This is a genomic window from uncultured Chitinophaga sp. (assembly GCF_937898475.1).
Classification (GTDB): domain Bacteria; phylum Bacteroidota; class Bacteroidia; order Chitinophagales; family Chitinophagaceae; genus Chitinophaga.
On sequence record NZ_CALEJS010000013.1, the window covers coordinates 310748 to 323488 of the forward strand.

The 12741-nt window shown below is 49.9% G+C and carries 12 protein-coding genes; 7 read left to right on the plus strand and 5 right to left on the minus strand.

What is annotated here, in order from left to right; translation table 11 throughout:
* The first annotated feature begins 19 nt into the window (after nt 1–19).
* From Q0577_RS06885 to Q0577_RS06895, 3 genes are all read left to right on the plus strand, one after another.
* The gene (locus Q0577_RS06885; protein WP_298734044.1) at nt 20–703 is read left to right on the plus strand and encodes a phosphoadenylyl-sulfate reductase; all 684 of its coding nucleotides are present in this window, start codon (nt 20–22) and stop codon (nt 701–703) included.
* Nucleotides 704–814: 111 nt separating this feature from the next.
* Nucleotides 815–1723, plus strand: coding sequence for a sulfate adenylyltransferase subunit CysD (gene cysD / locus Q0577_RS06890; RefSeq protein ID WP_298734046.1), 909 nt, complete (start codon nt 815–817; stop codon nt 1721–1723).
* Between the two features lie 103 nt (nt 1724–1826).
* Nucleotides 1827–3074 carry a GTP-binding protein gene (locus Q0577_RS06895; protein ID WP_298734048.1) on the plus strand — a complete coding sequence of 416 codons (1248 nt, stop codon included), beginning with the start codon at nt 1827–1829 and terminating at the stop codon, nt 3072–3074.
* Between the two features lie 292 nt (nt 3075–3366).
* Here the strand turns inward: Q0577_RS06895 and Q0577_RS06900 are convergent, their stop codons facing one another.
* Nucleotides 3367–4185 carry a glycerophosphodiester phosphodiesterase family protein gene (locus Q0577_RS06900; RefSeq protein ID WP_298734050.1) on the minus strand — a complete coding sequence of 273 codons (819 nt, stop codon included), beginning with the start codon at nt 4183–4185 and terminating at the stop codon, nt 3367–3369.
* A gap of 363 nt (nt 4186–4548) precedes the next feature.
* Complete coding sequence (locus Q0577_RS06905; protein ID WP_298734052.1) at nt 4549–5487, minus strand: NAD-dependent epimerase/dehydratase family protein; 939 nt, start codon at nt 5485–5487, stop codon at nt 4549–4551.
* Nucleotides 5488–5682: 195 nt separating this feature from the next.
* Between Q0577_RS06905 and kdsA the strand changes: the two genes are divergently transcribed.
* Nucleotides 5683–6516, plus strand: a complete 834-nt coding sequence (gene kdsA / locus Q0577_RS06910) for a 3-deoxy-8-phosphooctulonate synthase (RefSeq protein ID WP_298734055.1) — start codon at nt 5683–5685, stop codon at nt 6514–6516.
* 51 nt (nt 6517–6567) lie between these two features.
* Entirely contained in the window at nt 6568–6972 is a 405-nt protein-coding gene (locus tag Q0577_RS06915; protein WP_298734057.1) for a hypothetical protein, read from the plus strand.
* A 76-nt stretch (nt 6973–7048) separates the two neighbouring features.
* On the opposite strand, the gene Q0577_RS06920 is transcribed toward Q0577_RS06915, so the two are convergent.
* Together Q0577_RS06920 and Q0577_RS06925 are read right to left on the minus strand one after the other, a co-directional pair.
* Nucleotides 7049–7846 (minus strand): DUF4382 domain-containing protein, encoded by a 798-nt coding sequence (locus Q0577_RS06920; protein ID WP_298734059.1) that lies wholly within the window; start codon nt 7844–7846, stop codon nt 7049–7051.
* Between the two features lie 112 nt (nt 7847–7958).
* Nucleotides 7959–8528 (minus strand): thioredoxin family protein, encoded by a 570-nt coding sequence (locus tag Q0577_RS06925; RefSeq protein ID WP_298734061.1) that lies wholly within the window; start codon nt 8526–8528, stop codon nt 7959–7961.
* 444 nt (nt 8529–8972) lie between these two features.
* Here Q0577_RS06925 and Q0577_RS06935 point away from each other — a divergent pair, with 444 nt between their 5' ends.
* Nucleotides 8973–11240, plus strand: coding sequence for an aconitate hydratase (locus Q0577_RS06935; RefSeq protein ID WP_298734067.1), 2268 nt, complete (start codon nt 8973–8975; stop codon nt 11238–11240).
* A 56-nt stretch (nt 11241–11296) separates the two neighbouring features.
* Here Q0577_RS06935 and Q0577_RS06940 read toward each other — a convergent pair whose 3' ends face one another.
* Nucleotides 11297–11788: a metallophosphoesterase family protein gene (locus tag Q0577_RS06940; protein WP_298734069.1), complete on the minus strand. Its 492-nt coding sequence runs from the start codon at nt 11786–11788 to the stop codon at nt 11297–11299.
* A 69-nt stretch (nt 11789–11857) separates the two neighbouring features.
* Here Q0577_RS06940 and purU point away from each other — a divergent pair, with 69 nt between their 5' ends.
* Complete coding sequence (purU, locus tag Q0577_RS06945; RefSeq protein WP_298734071.1) at nt 11858–12727, plus strand: formyltetrahydrofolate deformylase; 870 nt, start codon at nt 11858–11860, stop codon at nt 12725–12727.
* The last annotated feature ends 14 nt before the right edge of the window (nt 12728–12741 follow it).

The window sequence follows — 12741 nt, forward strand, 5'->3', positions numbered from 1 at the left end:
GTGCCAGCTAAGGAAGTACATGACAGACATTAAAGCAGCAATAGCCGGAATGTCGGAGCCGGCTGGCATTCAATATCTTACCGAACAATTTCCGGGCGCAGTGGCCTTCTCCACCTCTTTTGGTCAGGAAGACCAGGTGCTGGCGGACATTATCTGGCGCAATCAGCTCCCGGTAAGGGTGTTTACGCTGGATACCGGCCGTCTTTTCCAGGAAACCTACGATCTTATGGACCTAACCCGGGCCCGTTACAAACAGCCGTTTGAAATCTATTTCCCGGAAACTGCCGCAGTGGAAAAGCTGGTGGCAAAAAAAGGCATGAATAGCTTCTACGATTCTGTTGAGAACCGGAAGGAATGCTGTTATATCCGTAAAGTGGCGCCGCTGAACAGGGCGCTGCAGGGCGTAAAGGTGTGGATCACCGGACTGCGCGCAGAGCAGTCTGAAAACCGGCAGGGCCTGGAAGTACTGGAATGGGATGAAGCCCGTGGCCTGTACAAATATAACCCCCTGATCCACTGGTCCTATGAAGACATGCTGGCTTACCTGGATCAATATAATGTTCCGTTCAATAAGCTGCACAACCAGGGCTTTATAAGCATTGGCTGCGCTCCCTGTACCCGGGCCATTGAACCAGGCGAACATCCCCGCGCCGGGCGCTGGTGGTGGGAAGAGTCTAAAAAAGAGTGCGGACTGCACGGATAAATTAATAATTAATAATGAACAATGAATAATTAAGGAACGGGTGTTCCACCTGGCATTTGTGTAGAAAGTATTGTGGGTTCCTGATTATTCATTATTAATTACTTTTACGATATGAGTAATAAAATACAATGGGAGTTTCCGCAGGCACTGGAAGATGAGGCTATTTACATTCTCCGTGAAACGGCAGCGCAGTTTGAGCGGCCGGCAATCCTGTTCTCGGGAGGTAAAGATTCTATTACTATTGTGCGGCTGGCACAGAAAGCTTTTTACCCGGGAAAGATCCCCTTTCCCCTGCTGCATATAGACACCGGTCATAATTTCCCTGAGACCCTGGAGTTCCGCGATCAGCTGGTGGCCTCACTGGGAGTAGACCTGGTGGTACGCAACGTGCAGGATAGCATTGACCAGGGCAAAGTACAGGAAGAAACCGGTAAATATGCCAGCCGTAACGCCTTACAGACCGTTACCCTGCTGGACGCCATTGAAGAACTGAAATTTGACGCCTGTATAGGAGGCGCCCGCCGCGATGAAGAGAAAGCCCGCGCCAAGGAAAGGATCTTTTCCGTACGCGATGAGTTTGGCCAGTGGAATGCTAAAATGCAACGCCCCGAACTGTTTGATATGCTGAACGGCAAAATCCATATAGGCGAGCAGGTAAGGGTATTCCCCATCTCCAACTGGACAGAGCTGGATGTATGGAACTACATCCGCCGCGAAAAGCTGGATATTCCATCTATCTACTTCTCCCACGAAAGAGAGATCATAGAACGAGACGGCATGTATTGGCCCTATTCACCCTTCCTGAACACAACGGAAGAAGAAGTACCCTTCCGCCAGAAAGTAAGGTTCCGTACCGTGGGCGATATGACCTGTACCGCAGCCGTGATCTCCGAAGCAGATAAACTGGAAGATATTATCTCAGAAATACTGGAAGCGAAGATATCTGAAAGAGGCGCCAGGATTGACGACAAACGTTCTGAAGCCGCCATGGAAAAAAGGAAGCAGGCAGGATATTTCTAAACAGCAGCTGGCTAGCAGCTATCCGCTTTCAGCCGCTTTCATATACTGATAAATTTTTTTGATTGCTGACAGCCAGGAGCTGACAGCTAAAAGCTTAATAAACATGGAGGTTTTACGTATAGCCACTTCCGGAAGTGTGGATGATGGTAAGAGCACACTGATAGGCCGTTTATTATACGACACCAATTCTATCCCCCAGGATAAGCTGGAGGCGCTGCATGCGGCCAGCAAACGTAAGGGACTTGACTTTACAGACCTGTCGTTATTAACAGACGGCCTGGTGGCTGAGCGGGAACAGGGTATAACCATAGACGTGGCGCATATTTACTTTTCCACGCCTACCCGTAAATATATCATTGCCGATACGCCGGGTCACGTGGAATATACGCGTAACATGGTGACCGGCGCTTCCAATGCGCAGGTTTCCCTGATTCTGATCGATGCCCGCAAAGGTATTGTAGAACAGACTTATCGCCATTTCTTCATTGCCAACTTGCTGCGTATTGAGCACCTGGTGGTATGTATCAATAAAATGGACCTGGTGAATTACAGCGAAACCCGCTTTAACGAGATCGTGGCGGATTTTCAGCTGCTGTTACAGCAGGCTGCCTTCAAGGAGCAGGTGGTGGAGTTCATTCCCATCTCTTCCCTGTATGGCGAGAACCTGGCCACCCGCTCTGAAAAGATCGGCTGGTTCAAGGGCGCTCCCCTGCTGGAATACCTGGAGCAGATCAGCTTTGACCGTGAAGACAGGCAGCACCCCGCCCGCTTCCCGGTGCAGTTTGTAATACGCCCCAGAACAGAAGCCTACCACGATTTCCGCGGCTTTGCCGGTAAGGTGGCCAGCGGCCATTTCAGCACAGGCGATGAAGTGATCTCACTGCCTTCCATGCAGAAGAGCCGCATCAAGTCTATCGAGCAATTTGAAACGCAGCTGTCTACCGCGCATGCAGGCGACAGTGTGGTGATCACCCTGGAAGACGAGATAGACACCAGCCGTGGCAATATGCTGGCTAAGCCGGATAATGTACCCGCTGCCCTGAAAGAGATCACCGCGCAGGTGTGCTGGATGGATCAGCAAAAACTGGTGTCCGGTAAAACTTACCTGCTGCAGCATGGCATTAACCGTGTAAAAGCAAAAGTGCAGCAGATCCACCATGTGATTGAAGTAACTACCAACCGTACCGTAGAGGATAAGAAAGAGCTGGGGCTGAATGATATTGGTAAGATTACGTTGAAAACAGCACAGCCGATATTTGGCGATGCTTACCCGGTGAACCCCGCTAATGGCGCGTTTATACTGGTGGATGAGTTTAGCAATGCAACGGTGGCGGTGGGATTTATTGAGTAGAAATGAAGCGTATACTATAAAGTGATCGTGTCGCGTAATTACGGGAATGGTCTTTAATAGCATCACTGCGCGGGGAGTAAAATGGTTTTTAGTCACGTCATTGCGAGGAGCAATGCGCAAGCATATGAGCAAGGGGCGACGAAGCAATCTTTTTGGCTAAAGGATTGCTTCGCCGCCCCTCGCGCTTTTTCCCTGCGGCGCCTCGCAATGACGTGACTGAAGACCCGTTGCTCCGCAATGACGCATCTGAAGACCGGTTGTTCCGCACAATAACGACACTAAAGCCCCGCAATTATCTATTAAAGAAACGGTCAAATTCAGAATCCACCTGGAAGTATTGCACGCCCCATGCTTTGAGCCTGGCAGCATCGCGGCCTGCCATGGTGTAGGGCCGGGCCCTCTTACGGTAGCGGCTCCAGTTAAGTACGCCTACTACCATGATACCTTGTGCCTGTGCCCATTTAACATCATCTTCCGTCATGGTACCAGCATCACCGAAGAGGTAGTAGAAATCGGGGTTGAAGCCAGGCTTCTGGGTGTTTACCTCCAGCTGCTGACGGGTGCAGCTTAATTTTATTTTTCCTGTGAAAAAGTCGGTAGATTCATCAGTGCCGATCATCATAGCCTGCTTATCCAGGCCGTGTTGCTGCAGGAGGCTAAGCAACTTGTTAAAAAGAGCGGTATCAAGGCCGGCGATCTTATTATCCAGCATTACCTGGATGCGGCCGCTGCAACTGGCCAATGCATCTTCCAGCCTGACCACCTGTGTTCCCCGGGGCGTTCGCAGCTGGCTGATCTCATCCCAGGTCATGGAAGACACGGATTTATCCACCCCGTAAAAGCGTTTAAAGGTATGATCGTGGTGTATAATGAGCACGCTGTCTTTAGTAACGCGAAGGTCCATTTCCACCATCCAATAACCGCGCTCCACCGCATCTTGCAGGGCGTGAAGGCTGTTCTCTGGATTGATGCTGCCTACCACCCCGCCCCTGTGCGCAATGAGGTAATAACGCCCAAAACCCTTGCTGGGCAGGCTTGTTTGACCAAAAGCGTGCGGGGATAGCAAACAAAAGCTTAATACGAGTAATAGCTCCCCCATTCTCTTTTTCATCCGGAAAGATTGATTTTTCGGGTCAATGGAACCTTTTGCGCTATTACACCTTTACGTGGTGTACGCTGCCGGTTTCACAAAGCATCCTAAATTTTACTGATAAAATAACAAGATTGGCAGACCCATCAAAATGAAAAATGCTTTTATTGCTCACTTTGTTCACTGTCAGATGCTGTGCACAATGCTAACCAATTTATATGCCATTGTAAATGATGGCATACCGTGGTACACATGCGTCCGTTAAAGCATTACACTATTTAAAAAAATAGTAATCACCGATGGTACTGCCATCCCGTTTTCCCTTTCTATAGGAAAATGCGGATAAAAGGACACACAGGATAGTTATCAGAAAAACAGGGTGGATTAAAGGTTCTTTAGCATATCCGTTACCATTTTAGGTAAGTCGTACTCAGGCTTCCATCCCCAGTCGGTGCGGGCCAGCTGGTCGTCAATACTCTTAGGCCAGCTGTCAGCTATCTGTTGCCTGTAGTCAGGGTCATAGCTGATGGCAAAATTAGGAATATGCTTTTTTATTTCCGCAGCAATTTCTTTCGGAGAGAAGCTCATTGCGCCCAGGTTATAGGAAGAGCGTACCGAAATCTTCTGCTGATCTGCCTCCATCAGCTCTATGGTAGCGCGGATGGCATCCGGCATATACATCATGGGCAGATAGGTATCTTCAGAAAGGAAGCAGGTATATTTCTTATGCTCCAGGGCCTCATGAAAGATCTCAATGGCGTAGTCTGTAGTGCCGCCGCCGGGAGCCGATTTATAGCTGATCAGGCCCGGGTAGCGCAGGCTTCTTACATCCACGTTATAACGGTGCTGGTAGTACTCGCACCAGCGCTCGCCCGCAAATTTACTGATGCCATAAATGGTGGTAGGTTCAATAACGGTATGCTGGGGGGTGGTTTCCTTGGGAGAATTGGGACCGAATACGGCAATGGAGCTGGGCCAGTATATTTTATCCAGGTTCTCTTCTTTCGCGATGTCCAATACGTTGAGCAGGCTTTGCATGTTGATATGCCAGGCAAGCAGCGGGTTCTTTTCGCCGGTAGCAGACAGGATAGCGGCCAGGAGGTAGATCTGCGTGATGTTGTGACGGATCACCAGCACGTGCAGCATCTCCTTGTTCATTACATCCAGTGAAACATAGGGACCGCTGCCTTTCAACAGATCGTGCTCTTCCCGGAGGTCAGAAGCCACTACATTTGCCCCACCATACATCTTCCTCAATGCCAGGGTCAGCTCAACACCTATTTGCCCGCAGGCGCCTATTACAAGAATCTTGTCTTTCTTCATATTGAATTTTGCTCCGTAATATTAATTGCTTCGTTGAAATCCAGGAACAGGGCACAACAGTACTTGACAATGTTTCAACAATCCGCGCCGGGCAAGGCGCTGTAACGTATCGCATTTGTGAAGCCTGTTACAATATTATGACAATTTAAACATTTGGCGGATTCCGTACCTTTACCTCCTGAAAAAAAAGCAACGATGAAACACCTGAAAGCATTATTCAAGGAGCAATATAATCCAGACAATTTTTTCCTGATAGCCGGGCCTTGTGTAGTAGAGAACGAAGAGCTGCTGATGACGGTAGCAGAGAAAGTTTCAGGCATCTGCAAAAGACTGCATATCCCTTACATTTTCAAAGCGTCTTACCGTAAAGCCAACCGTACCAGCATACATTCATTCACAGGTGTAGGGGATGTAGAAGGGCTGGACCTGCTGCAAAAAACCGGCAAGGCATTTAACCTGCCCGTAACCTCTGATATTCACTCTGCAGCTGAAGCTGCCATGGCTGCCGCATATGTAGATGTGCTGCAGATCCCCGCGTTCTTATGCCGCCAGACAGACATCCTGCTGGCAGCTGCGGAAACCGGTAAGGTAGTGAACGTAAAGAAAGGCCAGTTTGTAAGCGGAGACGCCATGAAATTTGCCGTTGAAAAGATCAAACAGGCAGGCAATAACCAGGTGATCCTGACGGAACGCGGCACCACCTTTGGTTACCAGGACCTGGTAGTAGACTACCGGAATATTCCCATCATGAAACATCACGGCGTGCCTGTGGTGATGGATTGTACCCACTCCCTCCAGCAGCCTAACCAAAGCAGCGGTGTTACCGGCGGTAACCCGCAGATGATCGCTACCATCGCAAAAGCGGCTATCGCCACAGGCGCGGATGGCCTCTTCATAGAAACACACCCGGAACCTTCCAAAGCCTTGTCTGACGGCGCCAACATGCTTCAGCTGGACCGCCTGGAAGAATTACTGGAACAGCTGGTGCGCATCCGCGAAGCGGTAAGGGAAAATGTAGCGATCGGATAGCGAATCTGCTGATTTTTCATTAAATTCATACTACACTAAACCCATCTCACCATGATCCGTTTACATGATGTAAAAACAGGTGATACCGTATTAGTAAAGTATGAAGGCGAACTGCTGGAAGGCAAGGTACTGGAGGTGAACGCGGAAGACAAACAGGCTTGTGTGCTGACCCACGAACAGCAGGATTTCTGGTATAGCCTGGACGACCTCTACCCTATCCCCCTGGATGAAACCCAGCTGCTGCGGCTGAAGTTCCAGAAAGACGAAGCGCAGTCTAGCAATGGCAGCGGTGTAGTGTATGTGCGCGGGCCTTTCAGCGTAAGGCTGTACCAGCAGGAAGGGCAGGATCTTGTTCGCCTGGATTACCGGGATGAACACCGTGAGATCAAAGGACCGCTGACCGTTAACCAGCTGCAGAACCATTATCACGGAATGACAAATTTCCACCTCGAATAGCAGGTTATCCTGCATAAGAAAAAACCTCCAGAGGTAAAGATCTCCGGAGGTTTTTCTATTTGCATCTATGCTTGTTCTATTTTACCAATCGTACGGTGTCTACCGCAGTTACCTGGCCCAGATTAACCTGCACACTGGTTTTTACCGCAGTATTGAAAGTAGTGTCTGTAGGTATAAAATGCAAAGCATAAGCGCCGGCAGCGAGCCCTTTTACCATATATCCGCCGGCAGCGGTATAGGTGCTGGCCACCGTATCAGCGCCATTCAGCACTACTACAGCTGTTAACACAGAGTCGGGCAGTACGGCGCCTTTGATAGTACCGCCGGTAGCTTCCATAAAGCCACGGATCACCGGCTTCAGCATATATTTGCCGGAGCCTCCTGCTTCATGAATAGATTTCGCTACGTCAAAATCAAGTACCAGTTTGTACAGGATGTCTGCAGTAACTTCGGAGTTCAGCTTCAGCTTTACGCCGGATGACTGGCCGCTGGGTGTTTGCAGGCGGATGGTCTCACCGCTGTTGGTAATTACATAATTGTCATCCCCCAATACCAGGCGGATCTCTTTTACCACGCCGGTATTAATGTAGGCGTCAGCCAGCAGGGTGTCTTTGTCATTTACCAGGTCAAGCAGGTTGTATTTACCTCTTCTGATCCCTGATAAGGACTGCCAGCCGTTGTCATCGCTGTCGGAGTAGTTGATGTTCACATCCTGGATGTCGATGTAAACAGCTTTGAAATCGCCCGGATCGTCGGTGAGCGCAACCTGTAAACGGGCTTTGCCGTTATTGTCGCTTTTAGAACAGGAGGCCAGGAAGCACATACCCGCCAATACCAAAGTACCTGAAAGAAGGTTTCTCAATGAAAGTTTCATTACGTAGTGTTTACGGTTTTAAGATGTAGGTGTTCCGGTTAATGGGAACATCTATGAGACCCTTCAAAAGGAGTAAAGTTTAAAATAGTGTAAAGAAAATCTTAATTTGTTGTTAAATGTGCTTTTCCATTTTCCATTTAATGTTGCAACCCAGGCTGGGTTTCTGAAGGGGGCTAACGGGCCGGTGGGCTATAATGGCATCCAGTGCGGCGCGCATGTCTTTGCCATTGAGGGGTTGATCATTTCCGGGCCGGGCATCATCGAGCTGGCCGCGGTATACCAGTTTCAAGTCCTGGTCATAGATAAAAAAGTCGGGGGTGCAGGCGGCCTCGTAAGCGCGGGCGGTTTCCTGGGTTTCATCGTACAGGTAGGGAAAGGGGTATCCCAGCTCTTCGGCCACTTCGCGCATATGTTCCGGGCCATCTTCGGGGTATTGGGAGGCGTCGTTGGCGCTGATGGCCAGGAAGCGGATGCCTTTGGCCATATAGCCGGTACTGAGCCTTACCAGTTCGGGCTGTATATATCTTACAAAGGGACAGTGGTTACAGATAAACATCACAACGGTGCCGATGGGAGGCTGCTCCTGTTGCAGGCGGATGATCTTGCCGGATACTACATCCAGCAACTCAAAGTCGGGGGCCGGCGTGCCCAGGGGGACCATATGGGAGGGTGTTCGGGCCATTCAACGTGTATGGAACTAACTACAAGTACCTTAACGGGTTGCGTCTCGCGTTAAGGATATAATTTTTCATATTTACCCAGAAAGCCAGGATCATGTATATAATGACAGGCGACCCCATCGTCAAAAAAGAGGTATAGATAAAGAAAAGGCGGATTCGGGAGGTTGCTACCCCCAGTTTTGCGCCTATGGCTGAGCACACTCCAAAGGCCTGCCATTCTACAAAACCCTTTAATCGCTTCATATATCAAATTTATTAAAATCCGGTGTGAAATCCAAAGCGGGTTGATGGTCCGTTATCCATGCTCCTAAGCCGGGAAGGCACAGCTTGTTGCGTGCCTGCGGCCATGGTCCGCAGACTATGGACTGTGGACTTATTTTAAAAAAATCCCGATTTTAGTTAATTTCGCGGTGCAATTTTTAACCGCTCTTAAATATTTATTTCTCATGGTGTTTGATATTGAAATGATTAAAAAGGTGTATGCGGCACTGCCGGGTAAAGTGGAAGCTACCCGTAAAATGTTAGGCCGTCCGCTGACACTGGCAGAAAAGATCTTATACGCCCACCTGTTTGCACCTGCTACTACTCCTTACGAAAGAGGCAAATCTTATGTTGAATTTGCACCGGATCGTGTAGCCATGCAGGATGCAACCGCCCAGATGGCCTTATTGCAGTTTATGACCTGCGGGCGTGACAAAGTAGCGGTTCCCTCCACTGTACACTGTGATCACCTGATACAAGCCAAGACAGGGGCCCAGGAAGACCTGGCCACTGCCAAGGATACCAATAAAGAAGTTTACGAATTCCTTTCTTCAATTTCCAATAAATATGGCATCGGTTTCTGGAAACCGGGCGCCGGTATCATTCACCAGGTAGTGCTGGAAAATTATGCGTTCCCCGGCGGTATGATGATCGGTACAGACTCTCACACCCCGAACGCCGGTGGTCTGGGTATGCTGGCCATAGGCGTAGGCGGCGCAGACGCGGTAGACGTAATGGCCGGCCTGGCATGGGAACTGAAAATGCCCAAACTGATCGGCGTTAAGCTGACCGGTAAAATGAGCGGCTGGACCTCCGCTAAAGACGTGATCCTGAGAGTGGCCGGCATCCTGACCGTAAAAGGCGGTACCGGCGCGATCGTGGAATACTTTGGCGAAGGCGCCGATAGCCTGAGCGCTACCGGTAAAGCTACCATCTGTAACATGGGTGCGGAAATAGGCGCTACCTGCTCCGTATTTGCGTACGACGATAAAATGTCTGCTTACCTGAAAGGCACCAGCCGCGCAGAAGTAGCTACCCTGGCAGATGGCATTAAAGAACACCTGCGCCCCGATGCCGAGGTATATGCAGATCCGGCTAAATACTATGACCAGATCATCGAAATAGACCTGAACGAACTGGAACCCTATGTGAACGGTCCTTTCACTCCGGACCTGGCATGGCCCATCTCCAAATTCGGACAGGCAGTAAAAGAGAACAACTGGCCCGAAAAGCTGGAAGTAGCCCTGATCGGTTCCTGTACCAACTCTTCCTACGAAGATATCTCCCGTTCTGCTTCACTGGCCAAGCAAGCCATTGACAAGAACCTGGAAGTAAAATCAGAGTTCACCATCACCCCCGGTTCTGAGCTGGTACGCTTTACCATTGAAAGAGACGGACTGCTGAACACCTTTGACCAGATTGGCGGTGTTGTACTGGCTAATGCCTGCGGCCCCTGTATCGGTCAATGGGCCCGTCATATAGACGATCCTAACCGTAAGAACTCCATCATCACTTCCTTTAACCGCAACTTCGCAAAACGTAACGACGGCCTGGCCTCTACGCATGCGTTTGTAGCTTCTCCGGAAATTGTAACGGCGCTGGCCATAGCAGGCGACCTTACCTTTAACCCGCTGAAAGACAAACTTAAAACCAAAGACGGTAAAGAAGTAATGCTGGATGAGCCTACCGGTTTTGAACTGCCCACCAAAGGCTTTGATGTGGAAGATGCCGGTTACCAGGCTCCTGCCGTTGACGGTAAAGGCGTACAGGTGATCGTATCTCCCACCAGCGACCGCTTACAATTACTGGCGCCCTTTGCTGCATGGGAAGGCACTGACCTGAAAGGCCTGAAACTGCTGATCAAGGCAAAAGGTAAATGTACTACTGACCACATCTCCATGGCAGGCCCCTGGTTAAAATACCGCGGTCACCTGGACAATATCTCCAACAACATGCTGATCGGCGCAGTTAATGCGTTTAACGATAAAACTGACAACGTAAAGAACCAGCTGACCGGCGAATACGGTGCAGTACCCGCTACCCAGCGCGCTTACAAAGCGCAGAACATCGGTTCTATAGTAGTAGGCGACGAGAACTACGGTGAAGGTTCCAGCCGCGAGCACGCCGCTATGGAGCCCCGCCACCTGGGCGTAAGGGCCATCCTGGTAAAATCTTTTGCACGTATCCACGAAACCAACCTCAAGAAGCAGGGTATGCTGGCGCTTACTTTTGCCGACAAGGAAGATTACGAGAAAGTGCAGGAAGATGATACCATCGACATCCTTGGCCTGACCGAGTTTGCTCCCGGCAAAGCGCTGACCGTAGTGCTGAACCATAAAGACGGCAGCAGCGATACGATCACTGTAAACCATACCTACAATGAACAACAGATCGAGTGGTTCAAAGCAGGTGGTGCGCTGAATGTGATCAGGTCTCAGTTTGCGAAAGCCTAATCTTTCTATAACGTAATAAAAAAGGGCAGCGTTTGCTGCCCTTTTTTTTATGCTCCTTACTTTGTTAGCTCTATTACTTCGAGCTTGCCGATATTTCCTCCCTCCAGTTCAAAGCGCACCAGCGTTTTTACCTTATGCCAGCCCTGCTGGCCACAGGCCCCGGGATTGATGTGCAGCAGCTGCAGTGCAGGATCGGGCATTACCTTCAGAATATGTGAATGCCCGCAGATGAAGAGCTTTGCAGGATGTTGCAGCAGCTTCTCCTTTACGCCGGGTGTATATTTACCCGGATAACCGCCAATGTGGGTCATGAACACACCTGCTCCTTCCAGCGTAAAATGCAGATCCTCCGGGTAGCGGACACGGAGATCCGCCCCATCTATATTACCGTATACGGCACGGAAAGGTTTGAAAGCTTCCAGCTCATCGGCCAGGGCGGTATTGCCAATATCGCCGGCATGCCAGATCTCATCTACCTGCTCAAAATATTTAAACACCTGCGGGTGCAGGTAACTATGCGTATCCGACATTAAACCGATCTTTTTCATATGCAGCCTACAATTAGAAAATAACAAATGTAATTGTTATTATTTTACAGATTATAAAGCCGTTTATCCATGCATCCATATACCGATATTACCGGCAGGTTGTTGATCTGTTGTCCAGACGGACCCGGCATTGTGGCGGGGGTTTCGCAGTTCCTTTTCTCCCATGGCGCCAATATACTGGATGCGAGTCAGCACAGTACAGACCCGAGAGAAGGGCTTTTCTTCATGCGTATGGTATTTCACCTGGAGAACACCGGCATGAGCCGCGAAGAGCTGGAGCAGGCCTTCAGGGAAAAGGTAGCCTTACCCCGGCAGATGGAGTGGCGTATTGACTATACTGACCACCGCAAAAAGATGGCGATCATGGTATCCAGGTATGACCATTGCCTGGTAGAGCTGCTCTGGCGCTGGCGCAACGGGGAACTGGCGGTAGATATTCCGCTGGTGATATCCAACCACGATCACCTGCATAAAACAGTAGCGGATTTCGGCATTCCGTTTTACTACCTGCCTGTAACAGCCGCCAATAAAGCGGCACAGGAACAGGAGGCTATTTCGCTGCTTCAGCGGCATCAGACAGATTTCATTGTACTGGCCAGGTACATGCAGATACTGTCTCCGGGGTTTGTAAGCATCTTCCCGGGGCGCATTATTAATATACACCATTCCTTTCTGCCTGCTTTTGCAGGCGCCAGGCCTTACCTGAACGCCTATACCAGGGGCGTAAAACTGATAGGCGCTACCGCGCATTATGTAACAGATGACCTGGACGAAGGTCCGATCATTGAGCAGGACGTTGCCCGGGTTAGCCACCGGCATGCGGTTGATGACCTGGTATTACTGGGACAGGATATTGAAAGACAGGTACTCACCAGGGCCGTAAAAGCACATATAGAAGAGCGGGTAATTGTGCACGGCAACAAAACAATTGTGTTTTAAAATTCCAAAGTCCA